The organism is Glaciimonas sp. CA11.2, assembly GCF_034314045.1.
In the GTDB taxonomy this organism is placed as follows: Bacteria; Pseudomonadota; Gammaproteobacteria; order Burkholderiales; family Burkholderiaceae_D; genus Glaciimonas.
Genome location: NZ_JAVIWL010000001.1, coordinates 1,059,040 through 1,085,916, shown reverse-complemented (window position 1 = coordinate 1,085,916; position 26,877 = coordinate 1,059,040). Strand labels below are relative to the sequence as shown.

Sequence of the window (26,877 nt, the reverse complement as noted above, 5' to 3'; positions counted from 1 at the left end):
TTTGTATCTGTACTTTTCCTTTTGTTCCCAATAAAAAGCCCGTCAATGCAACGGGCTTTAAATCAGCGCGCTTCAAAATAATTGAAGGATCAGTTGAGCAAGGGATTGTGTCTTGCGCAATTTATTTTTTGAGAGAGTCGCGAATTTCTCTTAGCAACACGGTGCTTTCAGGATCAGCAGCGGGTGGCGTTGCGGTTCTGACCTTGTTGACCAATCGTACCATCTGAAAAATGATGAAGGCTAAGATAAGGAAGTTCAGCAAAATAGTGATGAAATTGCCATACGCCAATACAGCGCCAGCTTTTTTCGCTTCGACTAATGTCATCGACGCTGCCTGCCCGTTCAGGGCGACGTAGTAATTAGAAAAGTCGAGGCCGCCAAAAATCCTGCCGATGATCGGCATGATTATGTCCTGCACTAGAGAATCCACAATTTTTCCGAAGGCTCCGCCAATAATCACACCGACAGCAAGATCAATCACGTTCCCCTTGACTGCAAATGCCTTAAATTCTTCAAGCATGCTCATGATGGGTTTCTCCCGGATAATCTTTTAATAAAGTGCTATTTTATATCGCGTTGAGAACTTGGTGGGTTATCAGAATGTGACTTTTTTGCCATATACACCGCTATGCTGCGGCAAAACCATGTTTCAGAGGGGAAAAGTCAGGCCGATTTTGCCATTTCTACTTAGAAATAAAAAAAAGTTCCGTGAATTTAAGTGACAAAGTATCTATTTCCTTTAAAACAGCGGTCAGCTTCGTTATAATCTAGGGTTGCTAGAAGTTTCATGCAGGTTTCGTATTTTGACTGATTGGGGTTGGTATGAGTATCGAAAAGCAGGTCGATTCAAGTCGACGTGGTTTGCTCGTCGCTACGTGTGCGGTGGGTGGTGTGGCAGGTTTGGCCACAGCGGGGGCCTTTGTGTCTACCTTCCAGCCGTCTGAGCGCGCTAAAGCCGCAGGAGCACCAGTAGAAGTAGATATTTCCGGTATTAACCCCGGAGAGATGAAAGTGTTCGAATGGCGCGGTAAGCCAGTGTGGATCATGAAACGTACGCCGGAGCAAATGAAGGGACTCGAACATACCGCTTCTGAAGTCGCCGATCCGGAATCGCTCAAGCCCTATACAATGGATCTTCCCGACTATTGTAAAAACAAAGCAAATAATCGTGGTCACGTCGGCCATGAATCCACATTGGTGCTGGTTGGTATTTGCCCGCATCTCGGTTGCTCGCCGTCATCCAAGTTCGCGCCAGGTGCACAACCTTCGCTGCCAGATGACTGGGAAGGTGGTTTCCTATGTCCATGCCATGGCTCGACTTTCGATTTGGCTGGCCGTGTATTTAAGAACAAGCCTGCTCCAAACAATCTTGATGTTCCGCGTCATATGTATTTGTCGGATACCAGGATTCTGATTGGTAAAGACGAGAAAGGTGAGGCTTAATCATGGCATTCCACGAAAAGAAGCTACCGGCTAATGCGCCGATTGCCGACAAAGCGTTGAACTGGGTTGATTCCCGTTTTCCGCTCACTTCCACCTGGAAGGCTCATCTTTCCGAATACTACGCACCTAAGAACTTTAACTTTTGGTACGCCTTCGGTTCGCTTGCGTTGTTAGTATTAGTGATTCAGATCGTAACCGGCATTTTTCTGGTCATGCACTACAAACCGGACGCAACGCTGGCATTTGCTTCTGTTGAGTACATCATGCGTGACGTGCCGTGGGGCTGGTTAGTGCGTTACATGCACTCGACCGGTGCATCGGCATTTTTCATCGTCGTCTATCTACATATGGTGCGTGGCCTGATGTACGGCTCTTATCGCAAACCGCGTGAACTGGTCTGGCTATTCGGCGTCGGTATTTTCTTGTGTCTGATGGGCGAAGCATTCATGGGCTATTTGTTGCCATGGGGCCAAATGTCCTATTGGGGCGCGCAAGTTATCGTCAACTTGTTCGGTGCAATCCCGTTTATCGGTCCTGATTTGTCGTTATGGATTCGTGGTGATTACGTTGTCTCAGATGCAACCCTGAATCGCTTCTTCGCGTTCCATGTGATTGCTATTCCTCTGGTATTGATTGGCCTCGTTGTTGCGCATATCATTGCGTTGCATGAAGTTGGATCAAATAATCCGGATGGTGTTGAAATCAAAGACACTGTGGATGCCAATGGTATTCCGCTGGATGGTATTCCGTTCCATCCTTACTACTCGGTACATGATGTCATGGCAGTTGCTGTGTTCCTGATTGTCTTTAGTACTGTCGTGTTCTTCGGCCCAGAAATGGGCGGTTACTTCCTTGAGTACAACAACTTTGTTCCTGCTGACTCGCTGAAAACGCCGCCGCATATCGCACCAGTTTGGTACTTCACGCCGTATTATTCGATTTTGCGCGCAGTGACATCCGACTTTATTATTTACCTGCAAGCCGGCATTGCTGCTTTTGTTGCTTTGATATGGTTGCGGTCGAGTCTTACATCGATTGTAAAACTCATTGCAACGGTGATCGGTTTGGCAATCATTGTGGCGATGTTTGTCCTTGATGCAAAATTCTTCGGTGTAGTTGCGATGGGCGTATCGGTTGTCATTCTTGCCGGATTGCCATGGTTGGATCACTCAAAGGTCAAGTCGATACGTTATCGTCCTGACTGGCATAAATATGTCTACATCTTGTTCGGGATTACTTTTGTGATTCTCGGATACCTTGGCGTACAACCGCCATCGGCCTTGGGGGGAGTGGTGTCGAAGGTTTGTACTTTCATTTACTTTGGCTTCTTCCTGTTGATGCCATGGTGGAGCGCAATGGGCACGTTCAAGCAAGTGCCTGATCGCGTTACTTATCATCCGCATTAAGTCGTAAAGAGGACATACATGAAATTGCTAAAAAGTTTGATTGCGACTCTTGTGCTGCTGCCAGCGTTGGCTTTTGCCAGCGAAGGCGGTTATCCGCTCGATAAGGCACCGGATCGCACCAAAGACATGTCGGCTCTGCAAAGTGGTGCCAAGCTATTTGTTAACTATTGCTTGAATTGCCACTCTGCGTCGTCGATGCGTTATAACCGTCTGCGCGATATCGGATTGACCGAAGATCAGATCAAAGCCAACTTGCTGTTTACAAGCGACAAAGTGGGTGATTTGATGCACGTCGCCATGTCGCCGAAGGATGCCAAAGAATGGTTTGGCGCCGCACCACCGGATTTGTCGGTGATTGCGCGTGCTAAAGCGTCTGAGGCAGGTTCTGGTCCGGATTGGCTCTATACCTATCTGCGTACTTTCTACAAGGATGATACGCGTCCAACTGGCTGGAACAACATGGTATACCCCAATGTCGCAATGCCACACGTGTTGTGGGAGTTGGAAGGTATTCGTACTGCCAAGTTCGAAGACGTCAAGGACCCCGAAGAAGAAGGCAAAATTGAACATAAGTTTTCTAAGTTCGAGCAAGTCACACCAGGAAAAATGACACGTTTGGAGTATGACGTTGCAGTTGCTAACCTAGTGTCATATCTTGAATGGATGGGCGAGCCAACACAAAACACGCGTAAGCGTCTGGGTGTATGGGTTCTACTCTTCCTCGGATTATTTTTCGTCGTGGCATGGCGTCTAAATGCGTCGTACTGGAAAGAAGTGAAATAACAATTTCATGCTCGCGTTTTTGCGGGTATGCGTTTTCGGGTGAGCCGTACCGCGCCTCACCCCTTTGTTTTTAAGGAACTATAAAATGATGGTTCTCTATTCAGGTACAACCTGCCCATTTTCGCAACGTTGCCGTCTCGTTTTGTTTGAGAAAGGCATGGACTTTGAAATCCGTGATGTTGATCTATTCAACAAGCCGGAAGATATCTCGACGATGAACCCATACGGCCAAGTGCCTATTTTGGTTGAGCGCGATCTGATTTTGTATGAGTCGAATATCATCAACGAATACATTGATGAGCGCTTTCCGCATCCACAACTGATGCCAGCTGATCCGTTGATGCGCGCACGTGCACGTCTGATGTTATTCAATTTTGAAAAAGAATTGTTTGTTCACGTACACGTCTTGGAAAATGAAAAAACCAAGGGCGCAGAAAAAAGTCATCAAGTCGCACGCGCAGAAATTCGCGATCGCCTGACGACGCTGGCACCTTTGTTCTTAAAGAACAAGTACATGTTGGGTGATGAGTTCTCGATGTTGGATGTCGCTATTGCCCCATTACTATGGCGTTTGGATCACTACGGTATCGAGTTGTCGAAGACCGCAGCGCCGTTGATGAAGTACGCTGAGCGCATTTTCTCGCGTCCAGCCTACATCGAAGCGCTGACCCCGTCAGAGAAAGTAATGCGTCGTTAATCGACGGATTTAAATAGCCTGTATAAAAATAGGTTATATTGTGCAGTTGCTGGCCCAGCAGCTGCACGATTTTTGTATTTGGCCAATCTTTCAGATTACCTCGTAATTTGCTTTATTTTTATCGCATGTTACGCACTTGATTTAGCGCACATACCAAATCTTCAGTTCACATTTGTATTTCCTTCGTATTGATGATGTCCGAAACTTCTACTAAACCCTACTTGCTACGCGCCATTTACGAATGGTGTACCGACAACGGCTTCACCCCTTATCTGGCGGCCAAGGTCGATGCCAACACGCGCGTCCCGCAGCAGTTCGTAAAAAATGGTGAGATCGTACTCAACATCAGTTTCGAGGCGACCAGCAGCCTTAAAATGGACAATGAATTCGTTAATTTCAATGCACGGTTCGGCGGCGTCTCCCGTGAAATTTCGGTCCCGGTAGAAAATGTCATCGCGATTTATGCCCGTGAAAACGGACAAGGCATGGCGTTTGAAGTAACCAAGTTAGCGGAGCAAAAGCCAGTCAACCCGGACGATCAAAATGCGCAAACCAAGCCCGCATCAAGCGCTGGATTTCCTGCATTGACATCGGTTCCATCGCCAAGTACAAACTCTGGCGACAAAGAAAATAGCGCTGATCCAGAAAAAGATCCGGAACCACCAAAAAAAGGTGGAAGACCCACCCTAACGCGAATTAAGTAATGTATAATTCTGTTCTCGCACATTTGCTGGCTTAGCTCATCTGGTAGAGCACCTGACTTGTAATCAGGGGGTGGCGGGTTCAAGTCCTGCAGCCAGCACCAATACACACAATGCCTCCCGTAGATTTTACGGGAGGCATTTGCTTTTGTGGAACGCTAAAAGTACAGTATCAGTACACTCAGCATCCGCAAAGGCCAAATGGCAACCATCGTTAAGACCCCTTCCGGTACCTGGAAGGCACTCATTCGCAAGATCGGCTGGCCAACTACTTCCAAGACTTTCCGCACAAAGCGCGACGCCGATGACTGGTCGCGTCGGACCGAAGATGAAATGGTGCGTGGCGTTTTTATTTCTCGATCACCCTCTGAACGAATGACCTTTGGCGCGGCGCTCAAACGTTATATCGCTGAAGTCTCCACGACGAAAAAGCTGAAGACCCAAAGTAGTGAGGCCGGCTCCGCAAAACATCTGGATAAATTCTTTGGTAAATATTCTCTCGCAGCCGTAAGCAGTGAGCTGGTCGCGTCTTACAGAGATCAGCGACTCGCTGACGGGAAGGCAAACAATACGGTACGCATTGAGCTCGCCCTGTTAAGTCATCTATTTACGATTGCCACCCAAGAATGGGGGCTCGGTATCACATACAACCCGGTGGTAAATATTCGCAAGCCAAGCCCCGGAGAAGGGCGTGATCGGCGCTTAACAGTCATGGAGCAGGAGCAGTTACTCAACACCGTCAAACAGCACAGCAACCCCATGCTGGGATGGATCGTAATGATCGCGATAGAAACCGGTATGCGACAGTCAGAAATTCTCGGCATACGCCATTCCCACGTCGATCTTAAACGGCGTGTAGTGCGTCTGAGCGATACAAAAAATGATTCGTCCCGCACTGTGCCACTCACTCGCGTCGCAACTGAAGTCTTCAAAACAGCGTTGGAAAATCCCCTTCGTCCTAGCGGTATCGACTTGGTATTTTTTGGTGAGCCTGGTAAGGATGGCAAGCGAAGCCCGTACCAATTTAAAAAAATATGGGGAGATATCAAGAAATCGCTTGGATTTGTAGATCTCCATTTTCACGATTTACGGCATGAGGCCGTCAGCAGATTAGTTGAAGCAGGACTAAGCGATCAGGAAGTGGCATCGATAAGCGGTCACAAGTCTATGCAAATGTTGCGGAGATATACGCATTTACGCGCGGAAGATTTGGTGAAAAAACTCGATAGATTGCAAGATGAATAAGGATAAACCGCCTGTTACAAATTGATACAAAACAATAATTCCGCCTTAAATCGGAGGGGGAAACAAATGCCCCTATTTTCTCTTTGTGATTGATTTAATTGAGTTTTCCTAAAAACCGGTCAACAAGACATTAAAAATTGTCGCTACAAAACTCGCAAAATTGTCGATACAAGAAGTTAAAATTTGTCTTTTAAATCAATGACTTGCATTTGACAGGTGGTGGTGAAGGTCTATAAATTATGCCTTGTACATTCGTAATAAAACGAAACATTACGGTAACCAAGGCTATGACTACAGAAGAACTTTTGCTCGGCAAGTTTGGCCCATACATGACAATTGGTCAGTTGGCCGAAATACTCCATCGAAGCGCAGAAGGTTTGCGCATCACATTGTGCTCGGAGAATGAAATCTCCCGGCTGTTAAAACCCTCGCGCGTTAAATTAGGCCGTCGTGTTTACTTTCGCACAGAGCAAGTCATCCAAGCGCTGTCGCTTGGAGTCCCAACTGTTGGAGTGGCTTAATTATGGGACGGCAGCGGACTATCAACGACACCGAATTCTGGCGCTCTCCCAAAATGGCCGGACGGACGCAGGAAGATAGGGCGGTGCTCTTCTACCTTTTAACCGGACCGTATAGCAATATTATCGGCGTTTATCCGATCGTTCCAAGAATTGCGGCATCGGAAATGGGATGGGACTCTGACTCACAACTTGTTCCTGTTTTGAAGCGTCTGGCTGAGGCGAAGTTTATTGAATTTGATCCCGAATCTGGTTTTGTCTGGGTACATGTATGGTGGGACCACAACTCCGCAAAGATGGCCGTCGCCACGACACTCCGGCAAAATACCTTCGAGCAAATTTCCCAAATACCAGACGAGTGGCGTGATGATTTCGTGACAGATTTCGTCACGCGCCTTCCCACTCGCGCACAAAACAAACAGGGTGAAGTAAAAAATTTAAGAGCCCTCATCGAAAGCGAGTTGGGCATCGTAAATTCTCATGAAGATAAGGTAGCCATACCCTATCCGTACCCTATCGATAGAGAGGCGGGTAACGTTACTACTAACGGTAACTCTATCTCTAACACTACTACTAACGAAAAATTAGACTTCCCGCATGCCCTCTCAGTAACAGAAATACATAACGTAACGACTCTTTTGGCAAGCTTGTCGCTCGATATGGCGCAGCAGTTGCTGGATGAATTGGCCGGAGTAATGGCAGAAGGCAAAAAGATAAAAACGTCGCCCGTCAATTATTTGCACGGCTTAGTGAAAATTTATCGAGCCGGCACTTTTGTTCCAGCGGCAGGCCTGCGTATCGGAGACCGTCGAAAACGTTCCTTGTTGAATAGCGAGATAGAACGATCAATCGATATCAGTCCGAAAGTTGCGCATGCCCATCTCGAAATGTCTCGAGCAATTTTGAGCAAGCCCAACACCCGTAATTAATATGGAGCGGATGCAAACTGGCGGACACCAGATTGCACCCTGACCAGAACCGAACCTTATAGGGGTCCGAAATGGCTTTAAGTATTATAACGTTTGACCACATATCGAGACTGTGCGACCGCGACGATATGATTGCAGAACCCCTAGTTTCTGCCAGTACTCAACATGGATTTTCGCTAAAAATCACTTTGGGATCAGAGTCCTACTCAGTCGTACGATGCGATGGCAGTCCGCATTATTTCCGCTCAATCGATCACGTTCTCGATGCACTTCTGGATGTGCCTAATATTTCGCCGTTCTTAACCTTGGATACCAGCGGATGGGCACTATCGACAATAGCGTCTTCTTGACGGAATACCGCGCTACTACGGACAAACACTAGTACGGAAAGGAAATGAAAATGGCAATGGTGTACCAGGATGTTATTCAATTTGTAGATGCGGCATGTATTGAATTTGTTGGTCAAAAAGTGGAGGTCGTGGCATCTGCCATTGCCCCAGCCGCGTACTCCCTTCTGGGTGTGTACGTCATCATATGGGGACTCACAAGCATGCGTGGCATGATTCAAGAGCCTATTACAGACATGGCCGTTAGGATGCTTAAAATCGCATTCATATTCGGTATAGCTTTAAACGTCGCAACATACTCAACCTACGTCATTCAGAATGCCTGGGACGCGCCACAGGACTTGGCAAACGCCATTGGTGGCAACTCAAGCGGAACCGTTTCTTCGCTCCTTGATAGTTTGCTTATGAAGGGTTTTATTGCAGGCAAACAAATGTATGACAAGGGAGGAATACTAAGCGGTGACTTTGGGCTCTATATTGCGGCGTTTTGCACGTGGGGCATAACCCTTGCTGTTACCGCCTACACTTGCTTCTTGCTAATCTTGAGCAAGGTGGCGCTCGCGTTATTGATATCCGTTGGCCCATTGTTTATCCTTTCACTGCTTTTTCAGTCGACCGCAAATTTCTTCAATTCCTGGATTCAGCAGATAACAAATTATGGAATGGTGAACGTATTGATCATCGCGGCCAACGCATTTGTACTAAAGATTTTTGAGCGATTTTCAGGGATCGCGGCCCAGCAGCAAACCGGCTCTATCGATCAGCTTATTCCCATGGTTGCGTCTGGAATAATTAGCTGCCTCGTACTAGCGCAAATTACCAGCATCGCCGCAGGTCTTGCCGGAGGTGTATCAATGTCGTCTTATGGAATGGGGCGTCTAGGTTTATCGGTCTTCTCACGTCCGGGGCGTGATTTGGCAAGCGCCGGTTATCGGGGCGGAAAACAAGCCGCCGCAGCTGGTACCAAAAAGGCCGCGCGAGTAGGGTGGAGCGCTACGGGTGGCCGGGCTTATAGCGCTTACAAGGCGCGTAATCGCAACAGCATATCGTCGAATTAATGGAGATATAAAGATGAACATATTTCAATCGCTTATTCACACGCTCAAGTTTATTTTGTTCACAGCGTTGCTATTCGTTCGGCCAGTTATTCGCGTCGGCTGTGGTGGTATCGCCGGAATTTCACTTTTTTGCACTCTATTTATTTTCACATTCATGCGGCAAGAAACCACGCCGCTATTTGCCTTTCTATGGATTGACCTCGGAATGACTGCTGTTTTATGGTTGTATGACGTGCTGATCATGCTGGTTGCACCAGACGGATTCCAGCTCATCGTTATGGTTTAATCTGATCTTCCCCCGCCTCGATAGCCATTAATACTACTTGAGCGCCGATGGTTTTCAGCCAGCAGATATTTGCTGGGCTTTCTCGGGTATTTTGATTACGGCGATGCGCCTAGCTGAAACTAACATTAGGCATTTAAGAGATGGTTTTCCCACCATGAATAATGCAAATTAATCGCCGCCAACTTTCTTTTTCCGTAGTCGAAATACGCATTTTTTCGTCATGACGAAAAATTCTGAGAGGATAGTAGCTAATGCAGGATAGACGAGCGTGGTCAAGGTGCAGCACCTTCGGCTTTGTGACACGCCTACGTCGACCATTGAATGACCTCGATCATTATTTATTTACTGCCAATTAATGGTAGGTATTGATTTCAACAAATAAATACTTTCCTCATTCAATTTCATACTGAAACGTACCCATAACCGTTTTAACAAAATCGCTTCCAAATAGTAATTGTTGTTATTGGTAATACCTCAAATTTAATCTGACATTCGCTGTACAAATTTCTTTCCGAAAACAATTCTGATCTGCCTATCCTGGCCCGCGGGTGCAACGGCGTTGTCATCCAAAGAGAGAATTAAATTCGCTGACAGCGAAATTAATTCTTGTAAATCGCTTCGTTCGTGGATATACTCGTACCTGTAGTATGAAATCAGAGAAAGCCTCGAAGTAGTGATTGAGCTCTGCTCGTGCTCCGCAGCGATGCGAGCAAACCTTGCCACGGTCTCCGTCTTTGACAGTCCGATGTGCATACCTGATCGACGAGGACGTCGATCAGTCAAATTGTGGAATGAAGGGGTTGACACCTATCTCTGTCCTTTAAGAGCGCGAGGAGCATTAACTATCCCAGTTAATGTCTTTTAAAGGAAATAACATGCGTAAAAGTGCTACAGAGGTGTCAAAGTGCAGTGAAAAGGGTGGGGCCAAGATTAAATTTGAGGTTTCGCCACGTTGTAAGCAACAGTCTAGGTCTGTAAAGATCATTAAGACGTGTTTGGCATTCGTTTTGAAACGTCCAGTTGTTTTTCGTTGGGCTATCGTTCATTTGCCGGACGCTATTGCAGCGGTTGCAATGTGGGCAAAGGAAGCAATTTCTTACGTTCATGACATCTTTTAACTTTACACCCTTCCATTTTTGAGGAAATTATTATGATCAATAATGCATTGAAGGTGGTTAGACAGTACCACCACATGTCGCAGATTCAGTTGGCAAAAAATCTTTCTATTTCTAATTCTTATTTATCCGAATTGGAAGCTGGAAAGAAAGAGCCAACTCTTGAGCTTCTGCACAAGTATGCAGCAGAATTTAATGTCCCACTTTCGTCGCTCGTAGTATTTTCTGAAACCTTGGATGGTACTCAAAGTAAGAGTAAAGCTCGCGCATTTATTTCAAAAAAAATGTTAAAAATCCTAGAATGGATTTCCGATGTGGACGAAAAAAATATTAACGAAGCCTAAGAAATATAAGCTGGTAAGTTCCCCCTATTTCAACTTTCAAACAAAAAAAAACTTGCCAGTTTGTTGAAGGTTGCTGTTTCGGATTTATTTTTAAATACCTCAAAAATTCATTTGGAATATAAAAAATATGTCGATGAATCTAGCGATCGGGATATTCAAGAGCCTTTTGGGAGGCTTCTTTCGTTGCAGCGTCAACTTTTGAAACTGCTGAGTAGAATTGAGACCCCGCAATTTTTACACTCTGCAATTAAAAAAAGATCATACAAAACAAATGCGGAGGCGCATTTGGGCGGGCAAAACGTTTTTAAAGTCGACATCGTTAAATTTTATTGTTCAGTAAAATTTGCGCATGTTTACAATTTCTTTTTACTCGAACTTGAATGCTCGATTGATATTGCAACTATTCTAGCTAAAATATGTACGGTCGAGACCCATGAGCACGGGGTACATCTGCCCACCGGAAGCTGTATCAGTCCTATTCTTTCGTTCTTGGCTTGTAGAAATATGTTTGATTCCATCGACCAGTTATGTAGCCGGTTTTCTTGCGTATTTACGCTGTATGTTGACGACATAACCGTATCTGGTCACGAGGCTCGTCCTGCGCTTATGTTAGCCATAGCCAGTGAAATTGCAAAGAATGGTTTTTCTTCCCATAAATACCAGTCATACCAAGGTACTCCTGCAACGATTACCGGATTGATAGTCGATAATGGAAAAATTAAGCTCCCGCATGCTCGAGCCAAGTTAATTCGCTCGTTTGAAGAAACTTTAAACTTGACTACTGATGTGAGGCTGAAAGCTAAACTTTTGGCGGGCTTGATTGGTCGGTTGTCTGAAGCCGAATATATCGACCCCTGTTATAAGGTAAAGCGGCAGAACGTTCTGATCAAGTATAAAGATGATTGGAAAATGATAACCGACGATAGAGTGGCGAAGTCAGTTTTGAAAACTGCAAAGGCACGAAAAAAGCAGTTAATTGCTAAAACGATCGACGATATTGTTCTGGTTCCTCACTATTGATGTCGCTGGGAATTCGAAACATTTCTCCTCGCTAGACGAAATCCCGCGTTAGATGGACTCGTCCAACGGCGATTGCGGCGACAAGTATAGATGGGGAGGGGCGCGACCCGCGCGCTTGATCCCCTCGCGCATTGCCTGTATTGACGTGACGCCGCGAACCAGCGCGTCCTTCCGCTCTCGCGCCTGTTCGTTGACAATGGCGTCTTCGGGCGACATGGCGGTAGATGAAGGGCGGGGTGGCAGCAATCGTGGCGATCGGCGGGGCTACCGCTGTTCTTGACTATCGGTTCCCAGATTTTTCATATGTTATTTATCTATCGCTGTGAAGATTATCTCTTAACTGTGATAACGCCGATACGCATAAGTGCCTGACCCATATATCGGCACGTTATCGGCACGTTATTGGCCGTTACAACGTCTTTGAAAATGTATGATTTCCTCGGCATGGTGATCCATTTTTCCTACGGCCAGAATAGCTTACGTGCCGATACCTTGCATAACTTCCGATATAAATTATTCATAGGGCATCGTTAATATTGAAACGATGCGTAGATAAAAACTTCCTTGCTGAAGTTTTGTTTTCCGTAGAAGTTGATGCGTTTTTTCGTCATGACGAAAAAAATGAAGGCGATACTAGCTAATGCAGGATAGACGAGCGTCGGCAAGGTGGTCCACCTTGCATGGTTCTCATTTCGTCAAGAGGAAACTTCGGATCTTACTCGTTACCTTGTTACGGGGAGAGTCATATAAATTTGGGTTACAAAGCCGGTGCTAAAAATGTGCGAGCTGATGAAGTGAAGGTGGTGCTTTATCCAACTGGTTTCTTGGATCCTTGTCGCGATGGCACATGATGCTGGCCAGCTCACGCCAGCATCAAAAATGGAAAGGGCTGGGTATGTCATAACTTCGACAAGATATTTAGCAGTTGGTTGGGGCAACCAGCTGCGATGCGCTGCTGCTATCAGACAACTACTGGTACTTGCTGAGAGCTTTTGCGTACTCAAACGTTATCTGGTGGAGGTGGTCCACCGATCCATGGCTAAGGCTCATTAGGATCTGTCCGCATACATTTGTGCGAATCGTAGGAAATCCATGAGTCAGCACCGGCAAATTAAGGCCCTTGCAAAGTACTTCCATAGATTGGAGTTGCTGAGTGTTTGGTCTTTTGGCACATGCCCATTCATCATGATGTCTAAAATTTGCAGCTGCAGCAGTGAAAATTACGCCAATAGAATTATTGTTGATTTTTGTACCTGCCAATTTCCATTCGTCGTCTGAGGCATTCAAGTCCTTCTTGAGTCGCTGTAAAAGGTTGTTTAAAACAAGAAGAATTGAACCAGCCAGAACTGAAGATACGGACTGGTACTCAAGAATGGATTCTGTTACATCATGATAATCCTTAGGATTCATGCTTAGCGATGGCCCTTTATCCAATGCCCTTGTTTTTGACAATTCCTCAAGTTGCTGTGATGCGCGAAGCATTGGTGCGAATAGATCGCTTACAGTAGATTCGCTCTGACGCCATCTCTCTACAAGCCTAAACAGCGCATTGATTTGAGTATTTCCCGCTTGTAAATCTCCGTCCCTTGTTAACGCTATATCACCACTTTTAGTGAGTTGGAGGTCGACTCCGGCCTTCAATTTACCTAAACAAAATCGTGTGAGTGTTTCGTCATATCCAGGTAACGACATTGTGATTTTCCGTTCTATTGAAGAGTGACGCCAACAGTCGATGGCGTCAGGTCGCGATGTAATCGCCGACAATGTAGATTTCCGTCCAAGCTTTTGAACGTGTGCAGAAAAAAACGTTTGAAATCATTGAGATCAAAGCCTGCTTTTGCCGGATGCTTACCCGCACGTGCAGAATAGTATTGTCGACGGAGAAAGTCTCCCCAGATTTTTTCACGCTCACTCGACCCCCAATGCCTTGAATACTGCATCGACCGGATCAGAGTAAAAGCTGGTTTGGAATTTTGCGAAAAGTTCACCAGGAACAGATGGAATGTCCGTTACGCTCGACATCGGTAAAAGGATCCGCTTTGCGCCGGCGTCAAACGCCACTTGAAGGCTGTCGGCTAAATTACGGGTCTGCGTGATCGTCCCACCGAGTGACATATCGCCCATGATGACCATCTGACTTTGAATGGGTTTACCAAGAGCTGACGAGCACAATGCGATCAAGCTGGCCAGGGTGATGTACTCTGGTATTCCAGAATTTTGGAGCTCAACGAGATGAAGATGAAAGTCCTTCTCCGTAGGGTGAATCGATGCACTAACTCGGGAGGCGTTGGCTTTGAAATAATCGAATGCGACACGCACCGGTTCGCGCGCCAATGATCCAGATACGGACAGTTTGCCTCCACCGGCAATCGCTTGGATCTCCATGCGATAAATACCTGGCATGCCATTGGTTCCCATGGCTACCGTGTGAAGGACACCTGGATTAAGACGCCCATCTGGAATGAGTCCGCCCCCGCCCTGTTCTGGCACACTAATGAATCTTTCCTGTTGGTCATCAAGGTCGATGTATGAAAAATGAACGTCATAGAATTCCATGCCGCCGATTTTCTTCAGCTGCTCCTTTACCCGGCGCCTTGTCTCTAGCGCATATTCGAGGCACTTGCGAACGGTATCTTTGGTATAGCTGCCATCCGGACTGATCAACTTCAATAGGCCCGATACCGTTTTGCGCACGGCAATGGTATCGCGTTGATTGAGGTTGTTGCCGAGCTTAAACCATTTATCGATCGCGTCGGCGAAGCTACGTTTACGCATTTCGCGAACCCACTCGGCAAGATAGTCCACGATAAGACCATATTGATTGGTAAAGAACTCCGGACGCATCTTCGGAATTTCCCACCCAGGCACGTAGGCATGAAAGCGATCGAAGAACGCCGAATCGATCATAACCTCCGGAAACGGACTGAACAGATGGCTGGTCTTCACAAGCGCTTCTACAGTTTGGCCCTGCGGTAAGTTCCCAACGAAGACCATAGCAGCGCTGGCACTGATGGATTCTCGACCACGGCTGAACGAACCAGAAGCCATGTAATCCTTCATAATCTGGACGCCGTCGTGGTCTTTAAAATTTATCCCAGCGACCTCATCGAACGCTACCACATCCCACACACCTACCAGTCCGACCTTACGAGCGGCCATGTTATAGAACAGGTTGGCGACGGTTGTCTGCCCACCAGAGACCAAAATCGAGTTGGGACTGATTTCTTTGTAAATGTGGCTCTTCCCTGTACCACGGGGGCCAAGTTCGCACAGATTGTAATTGTTTTCAACCAAGGGAATCATGCGGGCCAGAAGATGCCATTTAACCCGTTCTTTGAAGCAAGTCGGCTCCATGCCGGTCGATCTCAGCAGCGCGTCGATCCATTGCTCGTCGGAAAACCCTTTCCGGGCCGAGAAAAGTTCCTCCATATCCATGTTAGGCATCTGAATCGGCTTCAGGTCTGAGACCATGAACGGCGATGTCCTCTGGTTCTCTTCGAAACGGTATTGGATAGTTACGATGCACCAAATACCACCCACCAACAGCTTTTCAAACTGTTTTACGTAGGAGTCAGGCACCTCGGCGTTCTTGATCCCAAGGTTGGACAGCAAAGCTTCATATGCATCACGATTTTCATTGAGTTTGACAGTAACTTTATCGATCACCTTAAAGGATCCGCGCTCTCGTATCTTGCTCTTGACCTTCTCCGCTTCGTCGGGTCGTACATAATTCTCAGCTAGAATATTCTTGACTGTTTCAAGCCCAGCCTTAATTGTCTCGTCATCATCGGATGCGCAATACATGCCAAGCAAGTATTCAAGCACATAGACCGGAACATTGGCGCCTTCTTTGATGAGTTTGGTCAAGTCCTTGCGAACAACTCGACCCGCAAACCGCTCGTTCAGCAGTTTATCAAGTCCTGAGTCGAGAGCACCTTCCGGGATATTTTCTATATCAACCATAGCGGCCCTTAAAAATCATTACTGAATGCTAAATCGATCTTAAGCGCCGCACGCCAGGCTTCCGCCTTGGTTTTGGCATCGCGCGCCACCAAAAAATAATCTTGAGCTCGGTCGTAACTACCCGCGCCGATAGTCAGCATGACTGAACGCTTACGGTCATCAAGCATTTGCGAGGTGCTGTCGAAAGTCACGGCTTGCTCGTCACTTACCAGCTTCTCTCCATCTCTAATCGAAACCAACAGCGTAACCGGCAGAACCCGTTCAGATACTGCCTCGGTTTGGATGAACTCAAAACGCTGTTTGTTTGTGACCACTTTATTGCTAGATCCAAGCAGACTCACTTCTACCGTCTTCGTCTTGGCCATCTCTGACTCGCTTTCCTTCACTGCGATGACCGGGATGACTATCTCTTGCGGCATCGCACTGCCATGCACGAAGCGCGCACCCCCTGCAAAATGGAATCGGCCTGTGCCTTTCGGCACCAAAAAATCCATGCTGCCTTCGCCTACATCGGTTCCGGCAGTGTCAGCGGTGTTGCCCGACCACGCCTTGGAGGAACTACCCAGATTCCGTCCAATGATGTAACGCTTTTTCGACTTGATGGCACCATCCGGTTTTTCATCGAGCGCCGACCGGTTCGATTCATCCATCGCCGATTCCTGATAGAGGAAGCCATGATCTGCGGTGATGAACACCGTCGAGCCATTCAGGTTGTTGACGATAAATCCGACCAGGTCGGACAACTCCTTGATCGCTCTCGCTGTCGCGTCGAAAGTTTGGGTTTCCGATCCTTGCTTGTCGCCGATCATGTCAATCAGATCGTGGTAGACGTAGACGAGCTTGTGGGGCTTCACGAACTCGCGACCGTTTTCCCGGCCTTTCTCCATCAGCTCCTCTCGCTTGATGGCCACGCCGCCATGCGCAGCCAGGATCGACGATCTTTGCTCCACAGTCGATGATGACTGGCCATCCACCAAAACATCCAGGTTCGTATTAGTTTTGTAGGCAAGTCGTTCGTGAGGAAGAAGGCTAGCCATGCCTAAGGAGGTGTAGCTTGGCAGTACGCCCAACATGGTCTCGACGCTGGCTTTCATCCGGCTGCGCGTATTGAGTTCGCCAACCAATTCCGCTGCGGCCTCATAACGGAAGGCGTCCGAAATCACCACGAAAACACGCTTGGCGCCTCCGTTGAAGGCTGGAGCGACATAGCGGGTATAAAAGTCTTGCTGGTTCACCACGCCGTCCAGTCGCCACTTGGCGAGCAAGCCGAATGTGCCCTCGATGACAGAACCCCAGGCCGAAGTGAGCTGACTCAAGAACCAGCCCGAATAAGCATCCTCCATCCGGTCGCGTAGCTCATGCAGCAGCGACCAGCCCATCGGCTCCACTGACTCGGCCGCTTTCATGAACCAGCGGTAAAGCTGATCGAAGCGATGAATCTCAGACGCGTAAGCTGTAAAGGCCTCCTTGGCGTTGGCGAAACTAAATCCTTTAGCGTACTTGGCCTGCAATTCGAAAAATCCGGCGGCCGCTTCCAAAGCGTCGTAGCTGGCCGATAATGCACGGGTGGAATCGTTAGCCCCTGCCAGCAGCATGTTGGCCCAATGTCCATCGCGCCGGCGCGCGATCAGCGTCCGAACCGAATCCATGTTCGCACCATGTCCGACGATGATTCGCCCTTTCAAGTCGGCAATAATCCGCTTTTCGATGGCCTCGAAGGTCATCGCGTCGGCCAAACGATCCGCATTCATCGGTCCGAGGATGTCCATGATGCGCAACTCGTCCGAGACTTGGTTCGACAGCGCGTCGTAGCTGCCGTAATTGGCCATGTCGGAACGCCAGCGGCTGACGAAGACGGAGGCACTCGCAGCCTTGGCTCGATTCGAAATCAGGAAATGGCTCAATTGAGCGGGTACGACACCGATACCTTGGGAGAAATCGCTCGCGAAGATGGCAAACAAGAGCCCGCGCAACGAAGGCGTCGCGTCGCAATAGCCAAACTTGCGTTCTGCCAAGATCCAAAACGCTTCCTCAAGCTCGTTGATGCCGATCTCTGCGAGCGGCTTGGGTAACGCACCCAAGTCCCCAGACCCTTCAGACACCAAAGCGGAGAATACTTTCAAGAAAATGGAAGCCGCTTCGGCATTCTCTGCCCGCGTCACCACGGCCATCATCTTGCGGTCGATATCATCGGCGCTGTCATGCGGCTCAACCCAACGCTTGAGCCGCTCGATGCGGTCCTTCGCGCGCAGGAACTTGCCGCGCAGCTTCAAATGATCTCGCAGCGCGTGGCTGGCCAGCCCTAGCTCTTCGAGCAGAATCGAGGTTGAGTCGGCCCGGAAAGGCTTGCCACGCAGACGCACGTCGAGCAGCCAATCTTGGGCAGCTTCCGGCTCTTCATTGGGCGCATAGATCAGCCATCGTTTATCGCCCGTTTCCCGCTCAATCATCAGCTTGGCTTGAAGAGCCGGTGTTTGGTCGAGACGGATCAGTTGGACATCTGGCAGATCCAGCTGATCCACTTGGGACGCGAATTCTGCGTCCGCGTCGTTCCAAAATACGATCGGTTGTTGGGTAAATAGCGTATTCAGCGACTCGGCGATACGGCTAGTGCTCATGTGGCATCTCCTGGATGGTCTGTTTTGTCCACATCATCAGAAGCACCGTCAGCATCTTGCGGCACAGAATTATCATCATCGCCAGACCACTGTAATTCCATTTCAATTTGTTCGATGGTTGGCAAGTTGGTTGCCAAATTCTCAGGGATTGCGCGCACCAGCTGATAATTAGCAATACCCATCGGTTTATCCATGCCACGCAGAGCGTATTCCGCCACGGTGCGGTTATGGTCCTTGCATAGCAGCAAGCCTATCGTTGGGTTGTCATCCTTGGCTTTCACATCGGCATCAATGGCAGATAGATAAAAATTGAGTTGTCCTGCATATTCTGGCTTAAAGGGTGTGGCCTTGAGCTCCACCACCACATAACAACGCAGCTTGAGGTGATAAAACAGCAGATCAATGTAAAACTCTTCATCGCCCACAGTTAAGCGATACTGCCTGCCGACAAAAGCAAAGCCCGCACCCAGTTCCAGCAAAAACTTGGTCACATGCTGGACTAAGGCCAATTCGATGTCGCGCTCTTGTGCCTCTTCGCCTAAACCGAGAAAATCAAAAATATAGGGATCTTTGAGCGTGTTACGTGCCAAGTCGGATTGCACAGCAGGTAGCCGGTTGGCAAAATTGGTTTGTGCAGCACCTTGGCGTTGGTGCAGCTTGGTTTCGATCTGCATCACCAATATATTGCGGGACCAGCCGTGTTCAATGGCCCGAACCACATACCACTCTCGTTCCTTACGGCTCTTAAGCTTATCAAGCAAGGTGAGTTGGTGATACCACGGCAATTGTGCAAGCACCTCTTGCACAAATTCAGGCTCAGGCCAAGCTTGAGCAAACGCCCGCATGTATTTGAGGCTGCGGGGAGCAAAACCTTTCATTTCAGGAAACGCCGCACTGAGGTCTTTCGCCAGTCGATCAATGACCTTTGCGCCCCAGCCCTGTGCCTGCTGCCGCTCTAAAATGTCCCGACCAATCTGCCAATAAAGCAGCACCAGTTCGTGGTTGACCGCCAGCACCGCGCGCTGTTGCGCGGACTGGATGCGCTGCTTGAGACTGGAGAGCCAATGAGCGTAATCAGCAGGTAAATCAGCCTCGGCAAGCAGCTTAGTCATCTCCAGCGCCCCCTGTCACGGCCTTTACCTCGGCCAGCAAATCGCCAAATTTACCGTAATTCACTTTCACTCCATCATCCAGATCAAGTTTGATTCGCATGTCGGCGAAGTGGCGCAGCTTCTCATCGTAGGACAGTAGCTCGGCCTGCTTCTTGCGCAGGACTTCGATTAACTTTTGAAGCTTGGAGCGAGCGGCCGCTGAACTGGATCGTTCTGCGTCTTTGGTGAGCAATTCGATCCGTGCTGCGATTTTGGCGGTCAGTGGTACTACATATTCAGCACGCATGCGTGAGAGAGTGCCTTCGTTGTAGCGATGAAGATAGACCAGGGCTTGGAAGGCCCCTTGCTTCCCGCTGGAAAACAACCAGTAGATCGGGCGTTTCTTGTAAGTTTGAAGATGGCCTTTGTAGAAATTTGCAGAGACATAGCGGCGTATGGTTTCTGCGGGTGTTTCATTTACCTTTGATCCCAGGCTTTCTGCAAGCCAGCCCATGTTCTCGTCCAGCGTTTCAGTACCCCAGACAGCGAGAAGAAACTCGCGAACACGGTTGGCAGCATCGTCGTCGAACCAGAGCTCGTCGGTTAGCGGCAGGATGCCGTCGACGTCAGCCGGAAAGCTGGGGTAGCGGGTGGGGACGAAGCCGATATTGCCGGCGTGCGCGTAGATCAGTCCAGGGGCATCGAGGCTGTAGCGGCCCATCATGCAGCCGATGGCATAGGAGATCAGGCGTTGGGAGTCTTTTTCACGGTCGGCACGTGTTAGGGTGATTTGGGTTTCGGGAACATGTGCAGAAACCTCCGTTTCAAGGCCGTAGGCTTCGACGAAAATCGTATTATTCCTCTCTTCAATTGTACGTAACTCACATCTGAAATTTGTTGATTTCTGAAACCAATTTTCCCAGGCGAAGCCCAAAGATTTTTCTTCAGCTAACTTTTCGACTAATGGAATTTTAAGAAAATCATAACTTGACTCATCAAATGAGCAATCCTGCAGCGTAAGATCTACAGCCCGCTTTGCGCTTTCAGCAACTAAGTCACAAACCATTGGAGCTACCGGGATTAGTTTAAGTGGGCCTTCATGATAATCCAGCGTTGGGCAAATGTATGTTAAAAACTTGTCAATTAATTTTGAGTTCAACAAGGCGAGTAAGCCGAAAGTGTTATGTCCATTCTTCGGGAAACACATCGCACCTTTCGTTTCGAAAATGAAGCCCGGGGGACTGTATCGCATACTAAATCCGCCTGAAGACAAATTCCCCCACGTTAGCCCTGACTTGAAGTAAGAAGCTCTGTTTATTACTCGGCCATTTGATTTCACGTTGACGCCAGGCGTATTGTCAATGTAGTCGCATATAGTTTTTCCGTCGTTTTCAAAATTAATTATGTAGTGATTATTCCCGTACCATTTTTTATAACCTCCGCCTTTGTTTACAGGAAACCATTTTCTATTTGATTCTAACGCTTCGCTGCAACTTAAAATTCCGAAACCAATTTTTGATAAATCGACTTCAAACCATAGTCGTAAAAATAATGCGTTATTGGTAGTTGCCAATCCCTGCTTAGTTTCCGCCACATCGCCTAGTTTTGGATATTCACAAAATATCTCTCTTATTTTCTTGTTTGCCCAAAAAGCTATGGGGCTGCCGGGAATTTTATTGAAATCGTCAGGCTTTGCTTCAAAGAGCCAACCACATTTTGGATTTTTTATGGCTTCCAAAGTTTTCGGACCTTGGAGATCAGCGCCTCGAAAATCGGAAAGTCGAATGTATGAGCCATTAAAATCAGAAATATGAAACTTACTCAATATAAATGTACAAATCGGAACCGTTGCTCCATCAAAGCCCGAGTATTCAAGTTGCACTAAGCTGTTCAAGGTGGAGTTTTCGATAAAATTCCGACGGAGTTCTTCATACGTCGCAATGAACATCCAAACGAACGGTGACATAAACCCAAGTTGTCCAGCTTCCTTGGAAAACCTCAAATTTCGGATCATGAAAGCAGAAAACAGGTCTTTTTCAAAACCCTTGTAATTAGTTTTCAAAAAATCTTTCAGGATTGACGTTAAGTAACTTCGTCCCATATACGGAGGATTGGCAATCACCGCGTCATATTGTTTCGCTAAAACCCTCGCCGGCAACAAATACTGTTCACGAATTTGATTTGCATAAGACTTCGCCAGCGTATTACCCATTTCTACTACCTGTTGTAGTAATTCGTCGAGCTTGCCGAGCTTTACATACAACGCATCCGGCACAATGAGCAACGACCCGAAAGTTTTAGCCTGCGCAAAAAATTGAATCAACTCGCGCAAGTCATCAACCTTCAGACCGCTCGCATGCTGAGTAACCTGCAGATTGCCTCCAAATAGTTCCCCGTTCGATATTGCATCCCCACCCGCGATCACTATGGCCGCAGCAAACACCGTCTCCGCCAGCACCGCCGCATCAACACCCTGACTTTCCTGCAACGCCATCATATTCATCCGCACCGGCGCCTCAAACAAGCGCCGGTCATCCGCCCGCGCTTTCATCAACAGTGCGAACCCCGCCAGTTGCGCCGCGCGGTCGTCGATGTCGAGGCCGAACAGGTTTTTTTCCAGGATCAGCCGGGGGATGTCTCGCAACCGATAACCCCGTTCGAGATATATGGCTTTGAGCACCTCATAGGCCTCAACCAGAATATGACCCGATCCGCAAGCCGGATCAAGAATCGTAATCGTCTCGGGGTTGAGGCTGCCGCCATCGTCGGCCATACGCGTCTGGATCAAATCATTGAGTTGAGCTTGAACTTCAAGTGTTTGTTCAGCCGGCTCAATGTAATAAGGCCATTGGCTCTTGAGCGTCGAGGCCGGATTCGCCATCAGCCATAATCGCCCGACACTATTTTGAACCAAATACTGAACAATCCAGTTCGGCGTAAAAAGCTGTGTCGCTGCGGGGATGTCCTCACTCTTGACCACCTTGCCAATGACTTCGTCCTTTTTCTCACTGATGTAGAACTGGTAGAGCCAGCCGATAACTTCAACCTGCGCCCAGTCCTCATCCGGCACAGCCGCGACCAGCTTGGCGACGATGGAGTCGGTGCGCAGCAGGTTCTCGGGCAACAGTAGCTCTGTCTCGTCGTCGATGTGTTCAAACAAGAAAGGCATCGACCGCGACAGTTCGTTACATTGCGCCACCAGCAGCATCTTGTAGAGTTCATTGTCCTGGTTGCCGGCCAGCTGCAATTCACGCGCTTTCGCGTTGTCTAACCCGGAAAGGTTTGTGTCAGAGGCGTGGCTCAATATTTCAGGCGCCCCCCCATCTCGGCTGGATAACACCCGCCAACCATGACCAAGATAGTCGTGCAGTTCCATATAGCGCAAGGCGGCAAAGCGGTTAAACCAGGTATAGGCAACGCTATCAACGGTTTGTTCGAAACCGTCTTTCTTGATGCGCGCAATCAACTTGTCCCGCTGGACGGCCACTTTTGCGGGCCATTCCCGGCCTTCGATAATCGCGATGTCACCGCGCAGCTCGGATGTGGCAGTCGCCTTGGCCGAGACACCCAGCAAGTTGGCGCGCGCAGTCACCGCCGCGATGAAGTCTCGACGGGCTTGAGGTGCATAGGCTTTAAGGTTGGCCTTGTTCATATTCTTGTTATTTCCTGTTCAATTATTGAATCCGCGCACGGTGTCCGGACGCGATAACCGCCAACAGCTCAGTTTTGAGCTTCGCCACGTAGTCTTCCACCTCGTCATCGGTTTCGAGGTAGGACTTGCTGGACAACTCGGCAAGCTTTATGACCCGGATCGGCTTGGCCACCGGGGCTGGCAAGGTAGAAATAGATGTGGTCGTTGCCGATGCAGAGGCTCCACTTGAAGATGGCGGCGTGATCGGTTTCACTTGCGCCTTGGCTTTAGCTGCGGCTGCGGCAGCAATTCGGTCCATCGCCTCGTCCAACAGCTCGCCGCCACGTCCTTGCAAGAAGAGTATCCGCGGAATGCTCACCAATCCTGCCAGTTGTGCCTTCAAGTCTTGCAGTGGCTTCAACACTCTATTACTTAGGTCGGAATCTGCCTGTGCTACGCTGAGTGCCGCCTGGACTTCTTCAATCTTGTTATCGATGGACAGTAGCGCTTTAGAGCGCTTTTCAGACGCCAGCGCATCATTGACGGCTTCGACTGCGGACACGAGCGCATCGATCCGGCTGATCTGGCCGTAAGGATTAGCGTTGGCTCTAATCGTTTCAAGCTCAGTCAAGCCGGCTGCTGCTGTCGCATCCTTCACTAAGGCTTCACGGTTATCGGCAAAACTGGCAAAGCCAACAAGCATGCGCTCCCACACTATCGTTTGCGTTTTGTAAAAGCTCAAAACGTCGTGCGTATCCTCCGCGAGGTCAAGCCAGTCTTTTTTTCCTTCGGACAGAGCACCAAGGAACTCAAATGGATCGCGGATTGCCAATTGTTTGTCGATCTGTGACAGTGCTTTGGCGATGTTGTGGGCGCCAGGGTAATGCTTTTGTTCAGCTTTGACGCGGGCACGTTCCAGCTCAGCTTTTAGTTTGCCAAAATTTTCTCGGCAGGATCCGACCAAACCATCCTCATCTTCACGAGCGATCAAAGAAAACAGGTCGCGATGAAGATCACGCGCCTGCGCTCGTGTAGCGGCATCCGACGTTTTACGCCGCAGGATCGAGACCTGCTTGAAACGAGCGGACTTGGTCAGGGGTTCAATTGCGCTTCTGGCATCAAGATCTGAGCCTTCCAGTACAAGCTTGATCTCACCGGCCATGAAAAGCCGAGAAATCAGCAGAACTGTTTCCCACTCCGGCTTCCATCCCCATGGCGCGCGCGCGAATTTCTCAACGATGTCAGATAGCGGCACGCGGCTAGCACTGGCGGCCACATGCAGATATTGGCGCATCTCGGCCAACGCAAGAGCGTTGCCGTCAGCCCCATCTAAGGCAATGTTCTTCTGGCCTATCGTATCGGCGGATAGCACCGCGCGGATTTCGGCGATCGGATCGACCTGTCGGACCTTGATATAGGTGAGCTTGGTATAAGTGTTCGAGACCAGGTAATTGACGATTTCATCAAGAAGGCTGGATGGGCTTAACGGTTTAAGTTGATGCTTCTGACCCAAAGCATAGAAATCGCCAGCAGACATCATTTCGGCCAACTGAATTAGCAGCCGGCCTTTGCGCTCCCGATTCTCGTCTTTGCGGTTTTCCAGGATACGTTTCAGCGATGGCGCAGGTGATGCGGCCTTTGGACTGAGGATGTATTTTTCGATCTGGACGTAGTTCTTGATCTCGACATCGATGCGGGCATCGGTCGCCATGCGCAAAATCGCACGTCCGCCCGACTCGGCGCTGCGACCAATGCAGCGTGCCTCGGAGAGCATGTCGTAATCGGCACCTATCGGCGACAAAACCTCAAACGTGAGCTCTTGGTTGGCCTGTCGCCAAGGCGTTCCATCCAGAAGACGATTGAATTCGTAGTCACTTTTTGTTTCACGATGGCGAACCTTGGTTTTCCCATCAAGAATTTCGTCGAAGAGTAGCTCGGCAACCACTTTGGCAATTTCCGTCGAAGAGACCTCAACCGCCTTGATTTCTTGGGAGACATCGCGCTCTTCATTCGTCAGAAAGAACCAGAATTCGCCATTACGACTCACCAGATTTTGACGCTCAAGACGATTCAAGCTGGCTTCGATTTGCCGCTTCAAGGCCAGCTTGTCCGCATCGATCTGATCGATGCACAGCGTCGCCAGATTCTCGATGGACGACTTGACGGTATCGGGGATGTAGCGGATCAGGAACAGTACGCGCAGAAGCTTGATATCGTAGGGTTCTAGTGCCGCATTTTCAGAGGCTTGGTCGATTGCGCGCTTGACTGACGAATCAAGGAAGCTTTCAATTGAAGGGTAAAAGTCGTAAAGCGGGACTAGCGCATCCAATCCGCGCTCGCTATTTCTCCGCGCCGCAGTCTGGAAAGCGTCAAGCATCGAGCGCTCCCCGCGCGCCAAATGGCGGCCAGTAGCCCCGACCTTGCGAATCGACTCGAAGACTTTTTGCAGAAGCTGGAACTGATAAGGTACGAAAGGGTAATGGATAGCAAAATCCGCGGCGTCCTTGAATCCCCGAAGTGTAACGGCATTGTTGGCGAAGGACAGTTGGTTGTTGAGGATATCGCCCTTGGACTTCCAAATGGCTTCGAGCTCCTCCCGCGCACCAGGCTTCTTTTCAAGCAAGCGCTTGGCAATGACCTCGTCGGTGTTGGAACTCGACAGTGACAGACGAGTATGAAAACGTCCCGTAATTTTCGAAAAATCGTTGGATTTGGCTTGATTGGCCTCGCCCAGCGTCGCATCAATGTCCTCCTGGCTGGTCACGATCACCCATGCCCGGCCCTTGCAGAGCGTACCCAGCTCTTCGGTGATGGTTTGCATATTCAGCATAAGTTGTGCGTTCTTGCCAATGAACTGACCGACCTCATCGACCAGGAAAATCACGCGATGTCCTGCGCCCTTGGCATCCAGATACTTGCGCACCAGGTCGGCGAAACTCTCGATGTTGATCTTGTAGGTGTCGCGGGCGGTATCAAAATACTTGCCGGCAGAATCTTCGGACATCTTGAGCGATTTGCCCAGGGCGTGAATCACATCATCACGCAGGAAGTCGACTGCATCACGCTCGGTCTCCCAGCTATTGCCATGCTGTTCTTTGAATGCGGTCTTGAAATCCTCATAGACGCCTTTGCTGATTAAGTAGCGCTCCATTTCGGCGATGTGTGGCGCGTCGCCAGAGAGGCCTTGCATTTCATTGAAGACGCGTAGGAACACTTGAAGGATGGCGTCTCGATCTGTCTTGGCGTCAGCTTTGGAGTCGATGTTGAAGAGCACCACATCTGTCTTGCCGGCAACCGCGCGGCGAATATCGGCGAGAAGTAGTGTGTCATTTTTGATTTTCGAATCGAAGAACTGGATCGCTTTGCGCTGCTCTGTGCTTCCCGGCTTATGAGCCTCAAGATTGGAGAGCAGGTAGGACAATATCTTGATAAAGTGCGACTTACCCGAGCCAAAGAAACCGGATACCCATACGCCCATGCGCGCGACGATCGCAGGATCGTTTTGATTATCAATTGCCGCCAGGTAAGCATCGAAAAATTTTCGCAGGTATTCAGTGATATGTTTGGTGACGACATATTCGTCAAGCTCCTGCCAGATGCTTTCTTCATCGCGTTGATCAGCCTTGATGACGCCATTGATCGGCCGCTCGATCGACTTGACAAACAGGTCTTTGATTTTCAT

Annotated in this window: 20 protein-coding genes and 1 tRNA gene; 13 read left to right on the top strand and 8 right to left on the bottom strand. The window is 48.8% G+C overall.

What is annotated here, in order from left to right; translation table 11 throughout:
* Positions 1 to 121 precede the first annotated feature (121 nt).
* The gene (gene mscL / locus RGU75_RS04615) at positions 122 to 526 is read right to left on the bottom strand and encodes a large conductance mechanosensitive channel protein MscL (protein WP_322233428.1); all 405 of its coding nucleotides are present in this window, start codon (positions 524 to 526) and stop codon (positions 122 to 124) included.
* Between the two features lie 296 nt (positions 527 to 822).
* On the opposite strand from mscL, the gene petA reads away from it, so the two are divergent.
* The 13 genes from petA to RGU75_RS04550 all read left to right on the top strand — a co-directional run bounded on the left by petA (position 823) and on the right by RGU75_RS04550 (position 11,892).
* Complete coding sequence (gene petA, locus RGU75_RS04610) at positions 823 to 1,443, top strand: ubiquinol-cytochrome c reductase iron-sulfur subunit (protein WP_322233426.1); 621 nt, start codon at positions 823 to 825, stop codon at positions 1,441 to 1,443.
* On the top strand, positions 1,443 to 2,849 hold the full coding sequence (locus RGU75_RS04605) for a cytochrome bc complex cytochrome b subunit (RefSeq protein WP_322240238.1): 1,407 nt from the start codon (positions 1,443 to 1,445) through the stop codon (positions 2,847 to 2,849). Before petA ends, RGU75_RS04605 begins: the two co-directional genes overlap by 1 nt.
* Positions 2,850 to 2,867: 18 nt before the next feature.
* Entirely contained in the window at positions 2,868 to 3,632 is a 765-nt protein-coding gene (locus RGU75_RS04600) for a cytochrome c1 (RefSeq protein WP_322233424.1), read from the top strand.
* A gap of 85 nt (positions 3,633 to 3,717) precedes the next feature.
* Positions 3,718 to 4,329: a glutathione S-transferase N-terminal domain-containing protein gene (locus RGU75_RS04595; protein ID WP_108442713.1), complete on the top strand. Its 612-nt coding sequence runs from the start codon at positions 3,718 to 3,720 to the stop codon at positions 4,327 to 4,329.
* Positions 4,330 to 4,523: 194 nt separating this feature from the next.
* Positions 4,524 to 5,033 (top strand): ClpXP protease specificity-enhancing factor, encoded by a 510-nt coding sequence (locus RGU75_RS04590; protein ID WP_322240236.1) that lies wholly within the window; start codon positions 4,524 to 4,526, stop codon positions 5,031 to 5,033.
* Positions 5,034 to 5,058: 25 nt separating this feature from the next.
* A tRNA-Thr gene (locus tag RGU75_RS04585) sits at positions 5,059 to 5,134 on the top strand.
* A 97-nt stretch (positions 5,135 to 5,231) separates the two neighbouring features.
* Positions 5,232 to 6,275: a site-specific integrase gene (locus tag RGU75_RS04580; protein WP_322233419.1), complete on the top strand. Its 1,044-nt coding sequence runs from the start codon at positions 5,232 to 5,234 to the stop codon at positions 6,273 to 6,275.
* A 287-nt stretch (positions 6,276 to 6,562) separates the two neighbouring features.
* On the top strand, positions 6,563 to 6,796 hold the full coding sequence (locus RGU75_RS04575) for a plasmid-related protein (RefSeq protein ID WP_322233417.1): 234 nt from the start codon (positions 6,563 to 6,565) through the stop codon (positions 6,794 to 6,796).
* A gap of 2 nt (positions 6,797 to 6,798) precedes the next feature.
* A complete protein-coding gene (locus RGU75_RS04570) occupies positions 6,799 to 7,722 on the top strand; it encodes a hypothetical protein (protein ID WP_322233415.1) in 924 nt (307 codons plus the stop codon).
* Between the two features lie 394 nt (positions 7,723 to 8,116).
* A complete protein-coding gene (locus RGU75_RS04565; RefSeq protein WP_322233413.1) occupies positions 8,117 to 9,127 on the top strand; it encodes a type IV secretion system protein in 1,011 nt (336 codons plus the stop codon).
* Between the two features lie 13 nt (positions 9,128 to 9,140).
* Positions 9,141 to 9,413: a hypothetical protein gene (locus RGU75_RS04560; RefSeq protein ID WP_322233411.1), complete on the top strand. Its 273-nt coding sequence runs from the start codon at positions 9,141 to 9,143 to the stop codon at positions 9,411 to 9,413.
* Between the two features lie 1,150 nt (positions 9,414 to 10,563).
* Positions 10,564 to 10,872, top strand: a complete 309-nt coding sequence (locus RGU75_RS04555) for a helix-turn-helix transcriptional regulator (protein WP_322233409.1) — start codon at positions 10,564 to 10,566, stop codon at positions 10,870 to 10,872.
* A gap of 63 nt (positions 10,873 to 10,935) precedes the next feature.
* The gene (locus RGU75_RS04550) at positions 10,936 to 11,892 is read left to right on the top strand and encodes a reverse transcriptase family protein (protein ID WP_322233407.1); all 957 of its coding nucleotides are present in this window, start codon (positions 10,936 to 10,938) and stop codon (positions 11,890 to 11,892) included.
* 48 nt (positions 11,893 to 11,940) lie between these two features.
* On the opposite strand, the gene RGU75_RS04545 is transcribed toward RGU75_RS04550, so the two are convergent.
* From RGU75_RS04545 to brxC, 7 genes are all read right to left on the bottom strand, one after another.
* Complete coding sequence (locus RGU75_RS04545; protein ID WP_322233405.1) at positions 11,941 to 12,138, bottom strand: hypothetical protein; 198 nt, start codon at positions 12,136 to 12,138, stop codon at positions 11,941 to 11,943.
* Between the two features lie 723 nt (positions 12,139 to 12,861).
* Positions 12,862 to 13,584, bottom strand: coding sequence for a hypothetical protein (locus tag RGU75_RS04540; RefSeq protein ID WP_322233403.1), 723 nt, complete (start codon positions 13,582 to 13,584; stop codon positions 12,862 to 12,864).
* A gap of 216 nt (positions 13,585 to 13,800) precedes the next feature.
* The gene (gene brxL / locus RGU75_RS04535) at positions 13,801 to 15,855 is read right to left on the bottom strand and encodes a protease Lon-related BREX system protein BrxL (protein WP_322233401.1); all 2,055 of its coding nucleotides are present in this window, start codon (positions 15,853 to 15,855) and stop codon (positions 13,801 to 13,803) included.
* An 8-nt stretch (positions 15,856 to 15,863) separates the two neighbouring features.
* The gene (pglZ, locus tag RGU75_RS04530) at positions 15,864 to 18,473 is read right to left on the bottom strand and encodes a BREX-1 system phosphatase PglZ type A (protein WP_322233399.1); all 2,610 of its coding nucleotides are present in this window, start codon (positions 18,471 to 18,473) and stop codon (positions 15,864 to 15,866) included.
* On the bottom strand, positions 18,470 to 19,585 hold the full coding sequence (locus RGU75_RS04525; protein ID WP_322233397.1) for a PDDEXK nuclease domain-containing protein: 1,116 nt from the start codon (positions 19,583 to 19,585) through the stop codon (positions 18,470 to 18,472). Before RGU75_RS04525 ends, pglZ begins: the two co-directional genes overlap by 4 nt.
* Positions 19,578 to 23,216 carry a BREX-1 system adenine-specific DNA-methyltransferase PglX gene (gene pglX, locus RGU75_RS04520; protein WP_322233395.1) on the bottom strand — a complete coding sequence of 1,213 codons (3,639 nt, stop codon included), beginning with the start codon at positions 23,214 to 23,216 and terminating at the stop codon, positions 19,578 to 19,580. Before pglX ends, RGU75_RS04525 begins: the two co-directional genes overlap by 8 nt.
* Before the next feature lie 22 nt (positions 23,217 to 23,238).
* Positions 23,239 to 26,877 (bottom strand): BREX system P-loop protein BrxC, encoded by a 3,639-nt coding sequence (gene brxC / locus RGU75_RS04515; protein WP_322233393.1) that lies wholly within the window; start codon positions 26,875 to 26,877, stop codon positions 23,239 to 23,241.